We start from the raw sequence: 17,920 nt of genomic DNA, 5'->3' as shown, positions 1-17,920 counted from the left end.
CCATGCAGATCGCCATTGTCCTCTTCGACCGCTTCACCGCCCTCGACGCAGTCGGCCCGTACGAGACACTCGGCCGCCTCCCCGACGCCGAGCTGGTGTTCGTCGCCGAACAGTCCGGACCCGTCCGCACCGACACCGGAGCACTCGCGATCACCGCGGACAAGACCCTCGCCGAGGTCACCCGCCCCGACATCGTCGTCGTCCCCGGCGGCCCCGGCCAGACCCCGCAGATGGAGAACGACACGCTGCTCGACTGGCTGCGCACCACCGACGCGACCAGCACCTGGACGACGTCCGTGTGCACCGGCTCGCTGCTGCTCGCGGCCACGGGCCTGCTCGAGGGCCGCCGCGCCACCTCCCACTGGCTGGCCCTGGACTACATGAAGCAGTTCGGAGTCGAGCCAACCGGCGAACGCGTCGTCATCGACGGCAAGTACGTCACCGCCGCCGGCGTCTCATCCGGTATCGACATGGGCCTCACCCTCGTGGGCCGGATCGCCGGCGAAGAGCACGCCCAGGCCGTACAGCTGCTGACCGAGTACGACCCGCAGCCGCCGTACGACGCCGGAGCCCCGCACAAGGCGCCGGCGCACCTCGTGGAGGAGTTCCGCACCAAGAGCCGCTTCAGCCTGACGTAGTCCAGGTGAACCGTGGCCGCCTGCCCTCCAGGAACGCGGCCACTCCCTCCGCCCGGTCACCGCTGCCCCGCTCCTGCTCCGCCCAGTACGCGGCCCGGTCCAGGCGGCCACCGGCGAACTCCTTCGCCGCCGCCTGCGTCAGCTGCGAGCGCGAGACCAGCACGCGCGTGAACTCCGCGACGCGCTTGGCGAGTTCGCCGGAAGGCAGCACCTCGTCCACCAGACCGGTGCGCAGGGCACGGCCGGAGTCGATCAACTCGCCCGAGAACAGGAGGTACTTCGCGGTGGCCGGTCCCACCAGCGACACCAGGCGCTGCGTGGACGAGGCCGGATAGACGATCCCGAGCTTCGCCGGCGTCACTCCGAACAGCGCGTCCTCGTCGGCGAAACGAAGATCACAGGCGGCCGCGAGCTGGCATCCGCCGCCCACGCAGTGCCCGCGCACGGCCGCGAGCGTCGGCTTGGGGAACGCCGCCAGCGCCTCCTCGGCCTCCACGGCCAGTGTCTGCGGCCCAACGGCCAGTGCCTGAGGCCCCTCGGCAGCGCCTGCCGAGGGCTCCCGCAGCGAGGAGATGTCCGCGCCCGCACAGAACGTCGCGCCCTCGCCCGTCAGCACCAGGGCCCGAACGGCCGGATCCTTCGCCAGACCGTCGAGCAGCGAAGGCAGCGCCCGCCACATGTCGGCGGTCATGGCGTTCCGTTTCGCCGGGTGGCGGATGACGACGGTGGCGACGCCGTCGGCGACGGTGTGCAGCAGCTGCGGCTCCATGAGCCGGAATGCTATCCATCGGCTCCGGACGTGCGATCAGGAAGGGTGCGGCCGTGATGACGCCACGACGGACAAGTACGGGCAATTCGCCGCCCCGTCGCATACAACCCGAAGAGCCTCGGAAGGCAGCACAACAAGGGCAGGAGCAGTCACACAACTGACGCTGTCATACGCCAACGATCAGAAGCCGTCGATACTCGCAGACTTTGCGTCAGTGGTGGGGTATGGACCGGCACATTCCCAACACTCTTTGCGTGGCGACAATCGAGCGTAAAGGTGGCGACCGGACCATGGACGACAGCGGGTGGGGGGCCGGCCCTCACCCACCAGCCGGCGGGGGCGCCGAGCGAAGCCCCGTTGTGGCACCCCCGGACTCTCCACAGGTGTGCCCCCAGCCGTACGAGGGTGTCTGGCGGTTCACCGCCACCGCCGTGGACGCATCCGTGCCCCAAGCGCGGCACGCGGTCCGCGATCTGCTCGCGCGGCAGGGCGTGCCCGCATCGGACGACCTGGTCCAGGGGCTGCTGGTGATCGTCTCCGAGCTGGTCACCAACGTGGTACGGCATGCCGCCCTGCTCTCGCCCATGCTCGCGGTGGAGGTGGCCGTCGGATCCGAATGGGTCCGGGTCTCCGTCGAGGACAACCATCCGTACCGCCCGACGGCCCTGGAGGCCGACTACGGCCAGACCGGCGGCCGCGGTCTGCTGCTCGTGCGCGAGATCACCCGGGAGGCGGGCGGGGTGTGCGATGTCGAACACACCGCCGGCGGGGGCAAGGTCATCTGGGCGGCTCTGCCGCTCAAGCCGGGCCTGGCGCAGTAGCCACCGGCGGTCCTGGTGCGACCCCGCCGGGCGCGGTCACCAGCCGGCCGAAGCCCCGGTGAGCTCCCTGATCGCGGGTCGCGCCGCATCCAGCACCGTCATGAACCACGCCGAGAACGGATCCTTCGCGTGCCGCTCCACCAGCTCGGCGGCTGTCACGAACGCGGTCTGGCCGACCTCCGTGGGGTCCGGTCTGAGCGGCGCCTGCACCATCCCGACGAAGAGGTGGTTGTACTCCTGCTCCACCAGGCCCGAGTGCGGGTCCGGGTGGTTGTAGCGGACCGTGCCCGCCTCGGCGAGCAGTGAGGGTGAGACTCCCAGCTCCTCGTACGTCCGGCGGGCCGCAGCGGCGAACGGCGCCTCGCCCGGATACGGATGTCCGCAGCACGTGTTCGACCACACACCGGGGGAGTGGTACTTGCCGAGCGCGCGCTGCTGCAGCAGCAGCCGGCCCTGCTCGTCGAAGAGGAACACCGAGAAGGCCCGGTGGAGCTGCCCCGGTGGCTGGTGCGCGGCCAGTTTCTCCGCCGTGCCGATCGTGATGCCGTCCTCGTCGACCAGTTCCAGCAAGATCGCTTCTGTGGTGCCTCCCCCAGAGCCTTGCGGGCCTGGGAGCGGCTCCCATGATGAACCGGGCCCCGTGGTGGCAGGTGTGATCGGCATACGCATCCTTCGTATCGGTCTTCGAACCTCAAGTCTGCCGTACGCATCGGGCAGTCCCGGGTCGCGGCGCCCCCGCATGTCCCGCTCCCCCGCAGGGCGGCGAGACATGCATCACGCACGTGTGATCAGCGGATTTCCGCCGGATGAGGGACACGGCCCGCATCGCCGGCCGTACTCGGCGCCGTACTCGGCGCCGTGCTCGCGGCACAGCGTCTCGCGGCCTGAGCGTCCGGCGGCCTCAGCGTCCGGTCCGGTGGCCTGGCGGCACGGCGGCCTCAGGGCCTGGCGACCTCAGAGCACTGGGCCCGGCCGCCTCAGTGGCAGAGCCTCGCCTCATGCTCCGCGTGCCCGCCCGGCTCCAACTGGAAGGTGCAGTGCTCGACGTCGAAGTGATCGCCCAGGCATGCCTGCAGTTCGTGGAGCACCTTCTCGTTGCCGATGCTGTTGAGGACATCGGAGCTCACGACGACGTGTGCGGAGAGCACCGGCAGGCCCGAGGTGATCGTCCAGGCGTGCAGGTCGTGCACGTCCTCGACGCCCGGCAGAGCCAGGATGTGCGCCCGCACCTCGGCCATGTCGACGTTCTTCGGGGCCGCCTCCAGCAGGACGTTCAGCGTCTCGCGCAGCAGCTTCACCGTCCGCGGCACGATCATGAGAGCGATGACGAGCGAGGCGACCGGGTCGGCCGCCTGCCAGCCGGTGGTCAGGACGACGACCGCGGACACGATCACCGCCAGTGAGCCCAGCGCGTCCGCCATCACCTCGAGGAAGGCGCCGCGCACGTTCAGGCTCTCCTTCTGGCCGCGCATCAGCAGGGCCAGCGAGAGTGAGTTGGCCACCAGGCCGACGAGGCCGAAGACGATCGTCAGCCCGCCGTGGGTGTCGGCCGGAGTGATGAACCGCTCGATCGCCTCGAACAGCACATAGCCGCCCACACCGAGCAGCAGCACGCAGTTGGCGAGCGCGGCGAGGATCTCGGCCCGCGCCAGTCCGAAGGTGCGGTTGGCGGTCGCGGGGCGGTTCGCGAAGTGGATGGCGAGCAGTGCCATGCCGAGGCCGAGGGCGTCCGTTGCCATGTGTGCCGCGTCCGCGATCAGGGCCAGCGAATCCGCCGCGATGCCTCCCGCGATCTCGACCGCCATGACCGTGAGCGTGATCACGAGCGCGACGCGCAGCCGCCCGCGGTACGCGCCCGACGCGGTACCCGTCGCGGGTGCGCCGTGCGCATGCCCGTGGTGGTGCCCAGCTCCCATGGAAGCCGCCCTCCGTATCGCCGTGCCGCCCGCCGCGGCGTGATCCGCCGTACGGGCTCGCGCCCAGTGAACTACGGGCGGGGGGTATCGGGCAAACACTGCAGTGAACACCGTTGTCATATGCTCTGACCTGCGGAAACGATGCGCAGGTCAGAGCGGTGACAAGATCAGTTACGGGCGGCCTCGGGGTGTCGCAGACACCAGCCCTGCCACGCCGACTCGACCATCTCGCGGACCCCGTACCGGGCCGTCCAGCCCAGCTCCTTCGCCGCCCGGTCGGCGGATGCGACCGCGCGCGGAGCGTCGCCGGGGCGGCGCGCCTCCACGACCGGCGGCCGGTGGTCGCCGGTCACCTCGGCGATCGTCGTGATGAGTTCGCGTACGGAGACGCCCTCACCGCGGCCGATGTTCACCGTCAGATCACCCGACGCGTCGGCGGCCGAGAGCCGGCGTGCGGCCGCGAGGTGCGCCTCGGCGAGATCGGCGACATGGATGTAGTCGCGGATGCAGGTGCCGTCCGGCGTCGGATAGTCGTCGCCGAAGATCCGCGGAGCCTCGTCGCGGGTGAGCCGGTCGAAGACCATCGGGATGACGTTGAACACGCCCGTGTCCGCGAGCTCCGGCTCCGCGGCGCCCGCCACGTTGAAGTAGCGCAGGCACACCGTCGCGATGCCGTGCGCCCGGCCCGCCGCCCGCACCAGCCACTCACCGGTGAGCTTGGTCTCGCCGTACGGGCTCAGAGGGGCGCAGGGCGTGGCCTCGGTGATCATGTTCACATCAGGGTTGCCGTACACGGCCGCGGACGAGGAGAAGAGGAACCGTGTGACCCCCGCCCCGGCGACCGCCTCGAGAAGCACCGCCAGGCCGCCCACGTTCTCGCGGTAGTAGCGCAGCGGCTGGGCGACGGACTCGCCCACCTGCTTGAGGGCTGCGAGATGCACCACACCCGTCACCGCGTGCTCCGCGAGCACGCGCTTCAGCAGCGCGGCGTCGTGCGCCGAGCCCTCGACGAGCGGGATCTTGGGCGGCAGCCGGTCGGGGACGCCGGCCGAGATGTCGTCGAGCACGACCACGCGCTCTCCGGCGCCGGCCATGGCCCGCGCCACGTGTGCCCCTATATATCCAGCTCCACCTGTGATCAGCCATGTCATGAGGGCCAACCCTAAGCCGGACCGGCGGCACGGGCATGCCCGTGCCGGACCCGGTGCCGGGCATGCGAGCATCCGGGCTCACGGTATGCGAGCATCCGGGCTCACGGTTTGCGGGCATCTGGGGCCACGGTTTGTGGGCATCTGGGGCCACGGTTTGTGAGCCGGGGTGCCGATCCCCGATGATGATCGTCACGGCTGCGGCCACGCAGACCGCGCTTATCGGACCGTGAACGGGTGGTGAACACCTGCTTGTGTTCATCCGATAACCTCAGCCGATGCGCCGCCCGGCCCTGGGCCAGGGGCGCCCCACCATGCGCATGCCCGGCGCCGCGACGCACCGGCAACCAAGGAGTGAGTTCGTCTGTCGACCGCAATCCTCATCGGCCAGCCGGCCCCCGGATCGACCCTCGAGGGCGATCTGCGGTCGCTGGGCTTCGACGTGCGGATCGCCACCGACGCCGCCGGCGTGGGGTCGCTGCTCGACGTGATCCCGGCCGATGAGCGGGTCGCGGTCGTCGACGCCCGTTTCGTGGGCCACGTCCACGCCCTGCGGCTCGGCCTCACCGACCCCCGCTTCGACGCCTCCGCCGTGCCCGGCGCCGTATCGGTCCGGCCTCCCGCCCGCCCGGAGCTGGCGCTCGCCGTACGCAGGGCCGCCGAGGGCATGGCACGCGGCGGCGCCGTCGCCGCAGGGCCCGTCGCCGACACCGTGGCCGCCGCTCTCGAGGACGACGGCGTCGCGGTGCACCGCCCCGAGCTCGGCTCCCTCGTCGCCACCGTCCCCGCCGACCCACAGGCGGGCAACGAAGCCCGGCAGGCCGTCGCAGCCGTCGACGAAGAGGCCATACGCCTGCGCAGCGCCGTGAAGTCCCGGGACGGCTTCTTCACTACTTTCTGCATCAGCCCCTACTCGCGCTACATCGCCCGCTGGTGCGCACGCCGCGGCCTGACTCCCAATCAGGTCACCACCGCCTCGCTGCTCACCGCGCTGATCGCGGCCGGGTGCGCCGCCACCGGCACGCGCGGCGGCTTCGTCGCCGCCGGTGTGCTGCTCCTGTTCTCCTTCGTCCTGGACTGCACCGACGGGCAGCTCGCCCGCTACTCCCTGCAGTACTCGACGCTCGGCGCCTGGCTCGACGCGACCTTCGACCGGGCCAAGGAGTACGCCTACTACGCGGGCCTCGCACTCGGTGCGGCCCGTGGTGGTGACGACGTATGGGCGCTGGCCCTCGGCGCGATGGTGCTGCAGACGTGCCGCCATGTCGTGGACTTCTCCTTCAATGAGGCGAACCACGACGCGACCGCCAACACCAGCCCCACCGCGGCCCTTTCCGACAAGCTCGACAGCGTCGGCTGGACGGTGTGGCTCCGCCGGATGATCGTCCTGCCGATCGGTGAACGCTGGGCGATGATCGCCGTGCTCACCGCGGTGACCACACCTCGTATCACCTTCTACGTGCTGCTCATCGGGTGCGCGATGGCTGCGACGTACACCACAGCGGGCCGCGTACTGAGGTCGCTGACCCGCAAAGCGCAGAGGACCGACCGGGCCGCGCAGGCGCTGGCCGATCTCGCCGACTCCGGGCCGCTTGCGCAGGCGTCCGCCCGCGCGCTGAAGAGCGCCGCGCGGCTTCTGCCGCCGCCCGTCTACGCGTTCGCCGGCGGCGTGGCCGTCGTCACTGTGAGCGCTCTCACGGAGTTCGGCGGACCGTGGCCCGTCATCGCCGCGCTCGTGTACTGCGTCACATCCGGGATCGCGGTCTCCCGACCCCTCAAAGCCGCCCTGGACTGGCTGGTTCCGCCGTTCTTCCGGGTCGCCGAATACGGCACGATCCTGGTCCTCGCGGCCAACTCCGGTGTGAACGGGGCCTTGCCCGCAGCTTTCGGACTGGTGGCCGCGGTCGCCTACCATCACTACGACACGGTGTACCGCATCCGCGGCGACGCCGGCGCGCCCCCGCACTGGCTCGTGCGGGCGATCGGCGGACACGAGGGCAGAGTCCTGGTGGTCACCGTGGTCGCGGCTCTGCTCAACAACACAGATTTCACCGTCGCGCTCACTGCTCTCGCCGTGGCCGTGGCACTCGTGGTGCTCGTCGAGAGCATCCGCTTCTGGGTGACCGCCCATGGACGCGGCGCACCCGCCGTACACGATGAAGGAGAACCCGCATGATCGGCCTCGTGCTGGCGGCCGGCGCCGGACGGCGTCTGCGCCCCTACACCGACACCCTGCCCAAGGCTCTGGTGCCGGTGGGTCCCGAAGGCAACGAGGACAGCCTCACCGTCCTGGACCTGACCCTCGGCAACTTCGCCGAGATCGGCCTGACGGAGGTCGCCATCATCGTCGGGTACCGCAAGGAGGCCGTGTACGAGCGCAAGGCGGCGCTGGAGGCGAAGTACGGCCTCAAGCTGACGCTGATCGACAACGACAAGGCCGAGGAGTGGAACAACGCCTACTCCCTGTGGTGCGGCCGTGACGCGATCAAGCACAGCGTGATCCTCGCCAACGGCGACACCGTGCACCCGGTCTCCGTCGAGAAGACGCTGCTCGCCGCCCGCGGCGACGGCAAGAAGATCATCCTCGCCCTCGACACGGTGAAGAAGCTCGCCGACGAGGAGATGAAGGTCGTCGTGGACCCCGAGAAGGGCGTCCAGAAGATCACCAAGCTGATGGACCCGTCCGAGGCCACCGGTGAGTACATCGGCGTCACCCTCATCGAGGGCGAGGCCGCCGACGAGCTCGCCGACGCGCTGAAGACCACGTACGAGCGGGACCCGCAGCTCTACTACGAGGACGGCTACCAGGAGCTCGTCAACCGCGGCTTCAAGGTCGACGTCGCGCCCATCGGCGACGTCAAGTGGGTCGAGATCGACAACCACGACGACCTCGCCAAGGGACGTGAGATCGCGTGCCAGTACTGACGCGACTCATCCCGTCGCCGGTCGTCGTGGACATCCGTCCCGGCGCCCTCGACGACCTGGCGGGGGTCCTCGCCGACCAGCGCATCTCCCACTCCGGCAAGCTGGCCGTCGCGATCAGCGGCGGCTCCGGGGCGAAGCTGCGTGAACGGCTGGCACCGGCCCTGCCGGGCGCCGACTGGTTCGAGGTCGGCGGCGGCACGCTCGACGACGCGATCAAGCTCGCCGACGCCATGAAGAAGGGGCACTACGACGCGGTCGTGGGCCTCGGCGGCGGCAAGATCATCGACTGTGCGAAGTTCGCCGCGGCGCGTGTCGGCCTCCCGCTGGTCGCCGTCGCCACGAACCTCTCGCACGACGGTCTGTGCTCACCGGTCGCGACCCTCGACAACGACGCGGGCCGCGGCTCGTACGGTGTGCCGAACCCGATCGCGGTCGTGATCGACCTCGACGTGATCCGCGAGGCCCCGGTCCGCTTCGTGCGCTCCGGCATCGGCGACGCCCTGTCGAACATCTCAGCGGTCGCCGACTGGGAGCTCGCCAACCGTGAGAAGGGCGAGGCGATCGACGGCCTGGCCGCCGCGATGGCGCGCCAGGCGGGCGAGGCCGTGCTGCGCCACCCCGGCGGCGTCGGCGACGACGGCTTCCTGCAGGTGCTCGCCGAGGGTCTGGTGCTCACCGGCATCTCCATGTCGGTCGCGGGCGACTCCCGCCCGGCCTCCGGCGCCTGCCACGAGATCAACCACGCGTTCGACATCCTCTTCCCCAAGCGCGCGGCGAGCCACGGCGAGCAGTGCGGCCTGGGCGCGGCCTTCGCGATGTACCTGCGCGGCGCCCGTGAGGAGTCGGCGTACATGGCCGAGGTGCTGCACCGGCACGGACTCCCCGTCCTCCCGGAGGAGATCGGCTTCACGATGGACGAGTTCGTCCAGGTCGTGGAGTTCGCTCCGAAAACCCGCCCCGGTCGTTACACGATTCTGGAACACCTCGACCTGACCACCGACCAGATCAAGGACGCATACGCCGACTATGCCAAGGCCATCGGTAGCTGAACTCCGCCCCGTCGTTCATCCCCCGGGTGTGAAGGACCGGCGGAGCGGAGAGCACTGGGCGGGCCGGCTCTACATGCGCGAGATCTCGCTGCGCATCGACCGGTACCTGGTGAACACGCGGGTCACGCCCAACCAGCTGACCTACCTGATGACCGTCTTCGGCGTCCTCGCCGCCCCGGCCCTGCTGGTGCCGGGGGTGGCGGGTGCCGTGCTCGGCGTGCTGATGGTCCAGCTCTACCTGCTGCTCGACTGCGTCGACGGCGAGATCGCCCGCTGGAAGAAGCAGTACTCGCTCGGCGGGGTGTACCTGGACCGCGTCGGCGCATACCTGTGCGACGCCGCGGTGCTGGTCGGCTTCGGCCTGCGCGCCGCCGACCCCTGGGGCTCCGGCCGGATCGACTGGCTGTGGGCCTTCCTCGGCACCCTCGCCGCCCTCGGCGCCATCCTGATCAAGGCGGAGACCGACCTCGTCGGCGTCGCCCGGCACCAGGCCGGTATGGCGCCGGTCAAGGAAGCGGCGTCCGAGCTGCGCTCCTCCGGAATGGCGCTGGCCCGCAAGGCGGCCGCGGCGCTGAAGTTCCACCGCCTCGTCCTCGGGGTCGAGGCGTCCCTGCTGATCCTGGTCCTGGCGATCCTGGACACGGTCAGGGGTGACCTGTTCTTCTCGCGGCTCGGCGTCGCCGTGCTGGCCGGCATCGCGCTGGTCCAGACCCTGCTGCACCTCGTGTCCGTCCTCGCCTCGAGCAGGCTCAAGTGAGGACGCACTCCGGGTCCCCGAGGCCGCTGAAGGTCGGCGCGGTCATCATCACCATGGGCAACCGCCCCGAGGAGCTCCGCGCCCTCCTCGACTCGGTCGCCAAGCAGGACGGCGACCCGGTCGAGGTGGTCGTGGTCGGCAACGGCTCACCGGTGCCGGACGTCCCCGACGGCGTACGGACCGTGGAGCTGCCGGAGAACCTCGGCATCCCGGGCGGCCGCAACGTCGGCATCGAGGCGTTCGGCCCGTCCGGGTCCGAGGTCGACATCCTCCTGTTCCTCGACGACGACGGACTGCTCGCCCACCACGACACAGCCGAGCTGTGCCGCCAGGCCTTCGCGGACGACCCGAAGCTCGGCATCATCAGCTTCCGCATCGCCGACCCCGACACCGGCGAGACGCAGCGCCGCCACGTGCCGCGGCTGCGCGCCTCCGACCCGATGCGCTCCTCGCGCGTCACCACCTTCCTCGGCGGCGCCAACGCGGTCCGTACGCGCGTGTTCGCCGAGGTCGGCGGCCTGCCGGACGAGTTCTTCTACGCGCACGAGGAGACCGATCTCGCCTGGCGGGCCCTGGACGCGGGCTGGGTGATCGACTACCGCTCCGACATGGTCCTGTACCACCCGACGACCGCCCCGTCCCGGCACGCGGTCTACCACCGGATGGTCGCCCGCAACCGCGTGTGGCTCGCCCGGCGCAATCTGCCCGCCCTGCTGGTCCCGGTCTACCTGGGCGTCTGGCTGCTGCTGACCCTGGCGCGCCGCCCGTCGCGCCCCGCCCTGAAGGCGTGGTTCGGCGGCTTCAGAGAGGGCTGGACCACCGCGTGCGGCCCCCGGCGCCCGATGAAGTGGCGTACGGTGTGGCGGCTGACCCGACTGGGCCGCCCTCCTGTCATCTGACAAGCTCGGTCTGAGAGCATTCGGGCCGTGAGCCGGTCCCTGGCTCCTGCCTATGCCCGACCAGGCTGCGCATCTTGAGGACGAAAGTTTCCATCTGTGAGTGAGACAACGCATGACGGGGGAATCGCGGTGAGCGCCCCTCCGTCCCCCGACGACGGGCTCTCTCCGGCCGAGCTGGCCGCCAAGTACGGCCTCGCCGTCAGCGGCGCCCGGCCCGGCCTGTTCGAGTACGTCCGTCAGCTCTGGGGCCGGCGCCACTTCATCCTCGCCTTCTCGCAGGCGAAGCTGACCGCCCAGTACAGCCAGGCCAAGCTCGGCCAGCTGTGGCAGGTGGCGACCCCGCTGCTGAACGCGGCGGTCTACTTCCTGATCTTCGGTCTGATCCTGCAGGCCGACCGGGGCATGGGCATCAAGGTCTACATCCCGTTCCTCGTGACGGGTGTCTTCGTCTTCACCTTCACGCAGAGCTCGGTGATGGCCGGCGTCCGGGCGATCTCGGGCAACCTCGGCCTGGTGCGCGCGCTGCACTTCCCGCGTGCCTCGCTGCCGATCTCGTTCTCGCTGCAGCAGCTCCAACAGCTGCTGTTCTCGATGATCGTGCTGTTCTGCGTCACCATCGGCTTCGGCAGCTACCCCTCGCTCAAGTGGCTGGCGATCGTCCCGATCCTGGCCCTGCAGTTCCTGTTCAACATGGGTCTTGCAATGATCATGGCGCGGCTCGGCAGCAAGACCCCCGACCTCGCGCAGCTGATGCCGTTCGTCATGCGTACCTGGATGTACGCGTCCGGCGTCATGTTCTCGATCCCGCTCATGCTCAAGGGCCGGGACCTGCCGGTCTGGGTCACCGACGTCCTGCAGTGGAACCCGGCCGCCATCTATATGGACCTGATGCGCTGGGCGCTGATCGACGGCTACGAGTGGGATGTGAACATGCCCCCGTACGCCTGGGCGGTCGCGGTCGCCTGGGCCGTACTCGTCGCCGTCGGCGGCTTCGTGTACTTCTGGAAGGCTGAGGAGAGGTATGGCCGTGGCTGAGCAGAGGGCCGACACGCACATCCCCACCGTCATTGCCGACGAGCTGCACATCGTCTACCGCGTCAACGGCGCCAAGACCGGCAAGGGCAGCGCCACCTCGGCCCTGAGCCGCATCGTCAAGCGCGGCGAGGAGCGCGGCGTGCGCAAGGTGCACGCGGTGCGCGGCGTCAGCTTCGTCGCGTACCGCGGCGAGGCCATCGGCCTGATCGGCTCGAACGGCTCCGGCAAGTCCACCCTGCTGCGTGCGATCGCAGGCCTGCTGCCCGCCGAGAAGGGCAAGGTCTACACGGACGGCCAGCCCTCGCTGCTCGGCGTGAACGCGGCCCTGATGAACGACCTGACCGGCGAGCGCAACGTCATCCTCGGCGGCCTCGCGATGGGCATGTCCCGTGAGCAGATCAAGTCGCGCTACCAGGAGATCGTCGACTTCTCGGGCATCAACGAGAAGGGCGACTTCATCACGCTGCCCATGCGCACGTACTCCTCGGGTATGGCGGCCCGCCTCCGGTTCTCCATCGCGGCCGCCAAGGACCACGACGTACTCATGATCGACGAGGCGCTGGCCACCGGTGACCGCAAGTTCCAGAAGCGCTCCGAGGCCCGCATCCGCGAACTGCGCAAGCACGCCGGCACGGTCTTCCTCGTCAGCCACAACAACAAGTCGATCCGGGACACCTGCGACCGCGTGCTCTGGCTGGAGCGCGGCGAGCTGCGTATGGACGGACCGACGGAAGAGGTACTCAAGGAGTACGAGAAGTTCACGGGCAAGTAGCGAGGGCCGCGGTCTCCGGGCCGCGGTCCCGGGACCGTCGGTCGGTCAGGCCGTCGGCCGGGACCGACGCCGTGACAGCTGTCATGACCGGCCGCCAGGGCTCCATCGCGACTCCGGAGGGTCCCCGCACGCCTGCATCTCAATTCCCCTGCTCCCAGGGAAGCTTGACGGCGATCGGTGTGTTGTTGTGATGCGCAGGACACCCCGCCGCACCGTGGCGCGTTGTACAACGTAAGCTGTACCGGTTGCTGATTCGCGGCAAGTAGGGCGATACGTACAGCGCCCGGCTCCGAGGGGGGTGTCTCCCGGGCCGGTCCGGGGGGAGTCCTCGGTGAGCTGCTGGGCGGCGTGTCCGAAATAGGATGTATTGGGTCGGCAGTGTAGAACGGGAGATGTGACGGCAATGTCTACGGAACTCCGGCTCCGCGATGCGTCCGCCGTCCACGCGCCGGGCAGCCGGCGGTGACGGGAACCGAAGGGGCGCGTATGAAGGCCGTCTCCCGGGTGACGTCCGAGGAAGCCCCGGCCCGTGCCACGCTCGACAAGGCCGCGGACGAGAACTTTCCCGTGGCGCCGTTCTTCCTGCCCCGCGCCTGGCGCGACGATCTGATGGCCGTGTACGGCTTCGCGCGCCTCGTGGACGACATCGGTGACGGGGACCTCGCACCCGGCGGTGCCGATGCCCGCCTGCTGGGTGTCGGAGCGGAGGCTACGGACGACAAGCTCGCCCTGCTCGACGCTTTTGAGACAGACCTCCAAAAGGTGTTCGATTCGACGCCCCGTCACCCCCTGCTGCGGCGGCTCCAGCCCGTCGTACGGCGGCACGGGCTCACCCCCGAGCCCTTCCTCGGCCTGATCGCGGCGAACCGCCAGGACCAGCTCGTCTCGCGCTACGAGACCTACGACGACCTCCTCGCGTACTGCGAGCTGTCGGCCAACCCCGTGGGGCGGCTCGTCCTCGCCATCACCGGCACCGCGACACCGGAGCGGATCCGCCTCTCCGACGCGATCTGCACGGCCCTGCAGATCGTCGAGCACCTCCAGGACGTCACCGAGGACCTCGGCCGCGACCGCATCTACCTGCCCGCCGAGGACATGAAGAGATTCCACGTCCAGGAGGAGGACCTCCGCGCACCGACCGCAGGCGCATCGGTGCGCGCGCTGGTTGCATACGAAGCAGAACGCGCCCGGGGCCTGCTGAATGAAGGCACCCCCCTGGTGGGTAGCGTCCACGGCAGGCTGAAGCTGCTGCTCGCCGGGTTCGTGGCAGGAGGAAGGGCGGCCGTCCACGCGATCGCCGCCGCCGGATACGACGTACTTCCTGGACCGCCGAGACCCGCCAAGCTCCGGTTGCTGCGCGAGGTGGGCGCGACTCTGCGAGGAGAGGGGTGATCCGGACCGTGGAGGAAGACCAGCACGTGTCCGCACCAGTGCTCGCCGCCTACAGCTACTGCGAGGCCGTCACCGGCCGGCAGGCCCGCAACTTCGCCTACGGCATCCGGCTCCTGCCCGCGCCGAAGCGCCGTGCGATGTCGGCGCTCTACGCGTTCTCGCGGCGCGTCGACGACATCGGCGACGGCGACCTCGCACCCGAGGTCAAGACGGCCCGGCTCGACGAGACGCGCGCCGTGCTGGACGGCATCCGTGAAGGCAAGGTCGCCGAGGACGACACAGACCCGGTGGCCGTGGCCCTCGCGCATGCCGCGGAGCAGTTCCCGATCCCGCTCGGCGGGCTCGACGAACTGATCGACGGCGTCGTCATGGACGTCCGCGGCGAGACCTATGAGACCTGGGAGGACCTGAAGGTCTACTGCCGTTGTGTCGCCGGCGCCATCGGGCGGCTTTCCCTCGGCGTGTTCGGCACCGAGCCGGGCGCGCGCAACGCCGAGCGCGCGCCCGAGTACGCCGACACGCTCGGCCTCGCGCTGCAACTCACCAACATCCTCCGGGACATCCGTGAGGACGCGGAGGGCGGCCGCACCTATCTGCCCGCCGACGACCTCGCCAAGTTCGGCTGTTCGGCAGGTTTCAGCGGTCCCAGGCCGCCAGCCGGCTCCGACTTCCCCGGCCTGGTGCACTTCGAGGTACGGCGTGCCCGCGCCCTGTTCGCCGAGGGGTACCGGCTGCTGCCCATGCTCGACCGGCGCAGCGGCGCCTGTGTCGCGGCGATGGCCGGCATCTACCGGCGCCTGCTCGACCGTATCGAGCGCGACCCTGAGGCCGTGCTGCGTGGGCGTGTCTCCCTGCCCGGCCGCGAGAAGGCCTATGTCGCCGTGCGCGGACTGTCCGGTCTCGACGCCCGGCAGGTCTCCCGGGGAACCGTCAGGAGGCGCGCCCGGTGAACCTCCACGGCCGCCGTGTGACAACTCGCGGCAAACGGTGCGCAACCCTCCGCCTCGGCGTGGCGTCCCTCACAGCGGCGGCCCCTCGTGCGATCGTCGAGCGCTTCGCCGACATCGAGCGCTGGGCCGGTGGGGAGGGCACGCGATGAGCGACGACATGCAGCCGGACGAGCTGGACGCACACGCCGCAGGCGGCCCAGGGAGGGCCGCCGCCGTGGTGGTCGGCGGAGGACTCGCCGGCATCACCACTGCGCTGGCACTCGCCGACGCCGGAGTGCAGGTGACCCTGCTCGAGGGGCGCCCGCGTCTGGGCGGGCTCGCCTTCTCCTTCCAGCGGGGCGACCTGACCGTCGACAACGGCCAGCACGTCTATCTGCGCTGCTGCACCGCCTACCGCTGGTTCCTGGACCGCATCGACGGCACGCCGCTCGCGCCGCTGCAGGAACGACTCGACGTACCCGTGCTCGACGCGGGCTCTGACGCCGGCGCCAACGGGTCCCGAAACGGACTCCGGCTCGGCAGGCTCCGCCGCACCGCCCTGCCCGTACCGCTGCATCTCGCGTCGAGCCTCGCCACGTATCCGCACCTGTCGCTCGCCGAACGCGCCAAGGTGGGGCGGGCCGCGCTGGCCCTCAAGAAGCTCGACCCGGCCGATCCGGCGCTGGACGCACAGGACTTCGGCAGCTGGCTGGCCCGGCACGGCCAGTCGCCGCGCGCCGTCGAAGCGCTGTGGGACCTGGTCGGTGTCGCCACGCTGAACGCCGTCGCGGGCGACGCCTCGCTGGGCCTGGCCGCGATGGTCTTCAAGACCGGGCTGCTGTCCGACCCGGGGGCCGCCGACATCGGCTGGGCACGGGTGTCCCTCGGTGAACTCCACGACACGCTGGCCCGCAAGGCGCTCGACACCGCGGGCGTCCGCACCGAACTCCGTACACGCGTCACCTCCATCTCCCGTACGGATAACGGGCGTTGGTACGTAGAGGTTCCCGGGGAGCGGTTCGGCGCCGACGCCGTCGTGCTCGCCGTACCGCAGCGCGAGGCGCACGATCTGCTCCCGGACGGTGCCCTCGACGAGCCCGAGCGGCTGCTGTCCATCGGCACCGCGCCCATCCTCAACGTCCACGTCGTCTACGACCGCAAGGTGCTCAGGCGGCCGTTCTTCGCCGCGCTCGGCTCCCCGGTGCAGTGGGTGTTCGACCGCACCGACGCCTCCGGTCTGACGAGTGGTCAGTATCTGGCGCTATCCCAGTCGGCCGTCCACGACGAGATCGACGATCCCGTCGCCACCCTGCGCGAACGCTATCTGCCGGAGCTGGAGCGGCTGCTGCCCGCCGCGCGCGGTGCCGAGGTGCGCGACTTCTTCGTCACCCGGGAGCGCACCGCGACGTTCGCGCCCGCCCCCGGCGTCGGCAGGCTTCGGCCCGGCGCCCGCACCAAGGCCCCCGGCCTCTACCTGGCCGGAGCGTGGACCGCCACCGGGTGGCCCGCGACGATGGAGAGCGCGGTCCGCAGCGGCGTCAGCGCGGCGGGCGCCGCGCTGCGCGCTCTCGGCCGGCCGCGCGACCACCTCTTCGAGCTCGTCGAGGACGCCCAGGACCGCGCACTCCCGGGGGACGCGGCAACAGGCAGCGGCTTCGCCGCGGGCCGGACCCCCGGCCGGACACCCGAGGGAACCGGCGCATCACTGCGAGGTGGCATCCGGTGACGTCCGCACTGCACGGGGCAAGCCCCCGTATCCCCGGTACCGCAACAAGAGGAGAGACTGTGCCCACTGTGCCCCCGGCCGAATCGGCTGCCGACGCGGTGGACGTGACCGCGCTGCTCGAGCGCGGCCGGACGCTGGCCGCACCGGTGCTGAGGGCCGCCGTGGAGCGCCTCGCAGCGCCCATGGACACCGTCGCCGCCTACCACTTCGGCTGGATCGACGCCGAGGGCAACCCCTCCGACGGCGACGGCGGCAAGGCCGTACGCCCCGCGCTGGCCCTGCTGTCCGCGCAGGCCGCAGGTGCCGCCCCCGAGGTCGGCGTCCCCGGCGCGGTCGCCGTCGAGCTGGTGCACAATTTCTCGCTCCTGCACGACGACCTGATGGACGGCGACGAGCAGCGCCGCCACCGCGACACGGTGTGGAAGGTGCACGGCCCGGCGCAGGCCATCCTCGTCGGCGACGCCCTCTTCGCCCTCGCCAACGAGATCCTGCTTGAGCTCGGCACCGTCGAGGCGGGCCGCGCCACGCGCCGCCTCACCGCCGCGACCCGCGCGCTCATCGACGGCCAGGCGCAGGACATCTCCTACGAGCACCGCGAGCGCGTCACCGTCGAGGAGTGCCTGGAGATGGAGGGCAACAAGACGGGCGCCCTCCTCGCCTGTGCGTGCTCCATCGGCGCGGTGCTCGGCGGCGCCGACGATCGCACCGCGGACACCCTGGAGAAGTACGGCTACCACCTCGGCCTCGCCTTCCAGGCCGTCGACGACCTGCTGGGCATCTGGGGCGACCCGGAGGCCACCGGCAAGCAGACGTGGAGCGACCTGCGTCAGCGCAAGAAGTCCCTGCCGGTCGTGGCCGCGCTCGCGGCGGGCGGCCCGGCATCGGAGCGGCTCGGCGAGCTGCTCTCCGCCGACGCCAAGAGCACCGACTTCGACAGCTTCTCCGAGGAGGAGTTCGCCGCGCGTGCCGCCCTCATCGAGGAGGCGGGCGGCCGCCAGTGGACCGCCGAGGAGGCCAGGCGGCAGCACGCCATCGCCATCGAGGCGCTGGACGCCGTCGACATGCCCGACCAGGTGCGGGCGCAGCTCGTCGCGCTCGCCGACTTCGTCGTCGTACGGAAGAGATGATCGCTATCGGCCCATAG

At 70.6% G+C, this 17,920-nt stretch carries 18 protein-coding genes; 14 read left to right on the top strand and 4 right to left on the bottom strand.

Features of this window, described 5'->3' with window-relative positions; translation table 11 throughout:
• Positions 1-2 precede the first annotated feature (2 nt).
• Positions 3-638, top strand: a complete 636-nt coding sequence (locus tag STSP_RS20550) for a DJ-1/PfpI family protein (protein WP_067280049.1) — start codon at positions 3-5, stop codon at positions 636-638.
• Here the strand turns inward: STSP_RS20550 and STSP_RS20545 are convergent.
• Positions 625-1,407, bottom strand: coding sequence for an enoyl-CoA hydratase/isomerase family protein (locus STSP_RS20545; protein ID WP_067280047.1), 783 nt, complete (start codon positions 1,405-1,407; stop codon positions 625-627). The genes STSP_RS20550 and STSP_RS20545 overlap by 14 nt on opposite strands.
• Before the next feature lie 290 nt (positions 1,408-1,697).
• Here STSP_RS20545 and STSP_RS20540 point away from each other — a divergent pair, with 290 nt between their 5' ends.
• Positions 1,698-2,228, top strand: coding sequence for an ATP-binding protein (locus STSP_RS20540; RefSeq protein ID WP_067280044.1), 531 nt, complete (start codon positions 1,698-1,700; stop codon positions 2,226-2,228).
• A gap of 36 nt (positions 2,229-2,264) precedes the next feature.
• Here STSP_RS20540 and idi read toward each other — a convergent pair whose 3' ends face one another.
• From idi to galE, 3 genes are all read right to left on the bottom strand, one after another.
• On the bottom strand, positions 2,265-2,891 hold the full coding sequence (idi, locus tag STSP_RS20535; protein WP_067280042.1) for an isopentenyl-diphosphate Delta-isomerase: 627 nt from the start codon (positions 2,889-2,891) through the stop codon (positions 2,265-2,267).
• A gap of 314 nt (positions 2,892-3,205) precedes the next feature.
• Positions 3,206-4,144: a cation diffusion facilitator family transporter gene (locus tag STSP_RS20530; RefSeq protein WP_067280039.1), complete on the bottom strand. Its 939-nt coding sequence runs from the start codon at positions 4,142-4,144 to the stop codon at positions 3,206-3,208.
• A 167-nt stretch (positions 4,145-4,311) separates the two neighbouring features.
• A complete protein-coding gene (gene galE / locus STSP_RS20525; RefSeq protein ID WP_067280036.1) occupies positions 4,312-5,295 on the bottom strand; it encodes a UDP-glucose 4-epimerase GalE in 984 nt (327 codons plus the stop codon).
• Positions 5,296-5,656: 361 nt separating this feature from the next.
• On the opposite strand from galE, the gene STSP_RS20520 reads away from it, so the two are divergent.
• The 12 genes from STSP_RS20520 (at position 5,657) to STSP_RS20470 (ending at position 17,903) form a co-directional block, all read left to right on the top strand.
• Positions 5,657-7,468 carry a DUF5941 domain-containing protein gene (locus tag STSP_RS20520; protein ID WP_067280016.1) on the top strand — a complete coding sequence of 604 codons (1,812 nt, stop codon included), beginning with the start codon at positions 5,657-5,659 and terminating at the stop codon, positions 7,466-7,468.
• The gene (locus tag STSP_RS20515; RefSeq protein WP_067280014.1) at positions 7,465-8,217 is read left to right on the top strand and encodes a phosphocholine cytidylyltransferase family protein; all 753 of its coding nucleotides are present in this window, start codon (positions 7,465-7,467) and stop codon (positions 8,215-8,217) included. The genes STSP_RS20520 and STSP_RS20515 overlap by 4 nt, the downstream gene beginning before the upstream one ends.
• Complete coding sequence (locus STSP_RS20510) at positions 8,205-9,266, top strand: iron-containing alcohol dehydrogenase family protein (RefSeq protein ID WP_067280012.1); 1,062 nt, start codon at positions 8,205-8,207, stop codon at positions 9,264-9,266. The genes STSP_RS20515 and STSP_RS20510 overlap by 13 nt, the downstream gene beginning before the upstream one ends.
• The gene (locus tag STSP_RS20505) at positions 9,244-10,023 is read left to right on the top strand and encodes a CDP-alcohol phosphatidyltransferase family protein (RefSeq protein WP_078067356.1); all 780 of its coding nucleotides are present in this window, start codon (positions 9,244-9,246) and stop codon (positions 10,021-10,023) included. Before STSP_RS20510 ends, STSP_RS20505 begins: the two co-directional genes overlap by 23 nt.
• Before the next feature lie 53 nt (positions 10,024-10,076).
• Positions 10,077-10,922, top strand: a complete 846-nt coding sequence (locus tag STSP_RS20500) for a glycosyltransferase family 2 protein (RefSeq protein WP_067280180.1) — start codon at positions 10,077-10,079, stop codon at positions 10,920-10,922.
• Between the two features lie 96 nt (positions 10,923-11,018).
• The gene (locus tag STSP_RS20495; protein WP_067280007.1) at positions 11,019-11,957 is read left to right on the top strand and encodes an ABC transporter permease; all 939 of its coding nucleotides are present in this window, start codon (positions 11,019-11,021) and stop codon (positions 11,955-11,957) included.
• Positions 11,944-12,729: an ABC transporter ATP-binding protein gene (locus tag STSP_RS20490; protein WP_232789729.1), complete on the top strand. Its 786-nt coding sequence runs from the start codon at positions 11,944-11,946 to the stop codon at positions 12,727-12,729. The genes STSP_RS20495 and STSP_RS20490 overlap by 14 nt, the downstream gene beginning before the upstream one ends.
• A gap of 486 nt (positions 12,730-13,215) precedes the next feature.
• A complete protein-coding gene (gene hpnC / locus STSP_RS20485) occupies positions 13,216-14,121 on the top strand; it encodes a squalene synthase HpnC (RefSeq protein ID WP_067280004.1) in 906 nt (301 codons plus the stop codon).
• Positions 14,118-15,071 carry a presqualene diphosphate synthase HpnD gene (gene hpnD, locus STSP_RS20480; RefSeq protein ID WP_067280001.1) on the top strand — a complete coding sequence of 318 codons (954 nt, stop codon included), beginning with the start codon at positions 14,118-14,120 and terminating at the stop codon, positions 15,069-15,071. Before hpnC ends, hpnD begins: the two co-directional genes overlap by 4 nt.
• Entirely contained in the window at positions 15,068-15,220 is a 153-nt protein-coding gene (locus STSP_RS41270) for a DUF6380 family protein (protein WP_408646336.1), read from the top strand. Before hpnD ends, STSP_RS41270 begins: the two co-directional genes overlap by 4 nt.
• Before the next feature lie 8 nt (positions 15,221-15,228).
• Positions 15,229-16,776: a hydroxysqualene dehydroxylase HpnE gene (hpnE, locus tag STSP_RS20475; protein WP_232789733.1), complete on the top strand. Its 1,548-nt coding sequence runs from the start codon at positions 15,229-15,231 to the stop codon at positions 16,774-16,776.
• Positions 16,773-17,903 (top strand): polyprenyl synthetase family protein, encoded by a 1,131-nt coding sequence (locus tag STSP_RS20470; RefSeq protein ID WP_078067355.1) that lies wholly within the window; start codon positions 16,773-16,775, stop codon positions 17,901-17,903. The genes hpnE and STSP_RS20470 overlap by 4 nt, the downstream gene beginning before the upstream one ends.
• The last annotated feature ends 17 nt before the right edge of the window (positions 17,904-17,920 follow it).

The sequence above is a fragment of the Streptomyces jeddahensis genome (genome assembly GCF_001642995.1).
GTDB lineage: Bacteria > Actinomycetota > Actinomycetes > Streptomycetales > Streptomycetaceae > Streptomyces > Streptomyces jeddahensis.
This window is presented reverse-complemented; position numbering and strand designations above follow the sequence as displayed.

Excerpts from the sequence above, each read along its gene's own strand:
- galE (WP_067280036.1), bottom strand. The coding sequence starts at position 5,295 with ATGACATGGCTGATCACAGGTGGAGCTGGATATATAGGGGCACACGTG.
- STSP_RS20540 (WP_067280044.1), top strand. The coding sequence starts at position 1,698 with ATGGACGACAGCGGGTGGGGGGCCGGCCCTCACCCACCAGCCGGCGGG.
- STSP_RS20500 (WP_067280180.1), top strand. The coding sequence starts at position 10,077 with ATGGGCAACCGCCCCGAGGAGCTCCGCGCCCTCCTCGACTCGGTCGCC.
- STSP_RS20550 (WP_067280049.1), top strand. The coding sequence starts at position 3 with ATGCAGATCGCCATTGTCCTCTTCGACCGCTTCACCGCCCTCGACGCA.
- hpnE (WP_232789733.1), top strand. The coding sequence starts at position 15,229 with ATGCAGCCGGACGAGCTGGACGCACACGCCGCAGGCGGCCCAGGGAGG.
- STSP_RS20530 (WP_067280039.1), bottom strand. The coding sequence starts at position 4,144 with ATGGGAGCTGGGCACCACCACGGGCATGCGCACGGCGCACCCGCGACG.
- STSP_RS20515 (WP_067280014.1), top strand. The coding sequence starts at position 7,465 with ATGATCGGCCTCGTGCTGGCGGCCGGCGCCGGACGGCGTCTGCGCCCC.
- STSP_RS20505 (WP_078067356.1), top strand. The coding sequence starts at position 9,244 with ATGCCAAGGCCATCGGTAGCTGAACTCCGCCCCGTCGTTCATCCCCCG.
- STSP_RS20545 (WP_067280047.1), bottom strand. The coding sequence starts at position 1,407 with ATGGAGCCGCAGCTGCTGCACACCGTCGCCGACGGCGTCGCCACCGTC.
- hpnC (WP_067280004.1), top strand. The coding sequence starts at position 13,216 with ATGAAGGCCGTCTCCCGGGTGACGTCCGAGGAAGCCCCGGCCCGTGCC.
- STSP_RS20490 (WP_232789729.1), top strand. The coding sequence starts at position 11,944 with ATGGCCGTGGCTGAGCAGAGGGCCGACACGCACATCCCCACCGTCATT.
- idi (WP_067280042.1), bottom strand. The coding sequence starts at position 2,891 with ATGCCGATCACACCTGCCACCACGGGGCCCGGTTCATCATGGGAGCCG.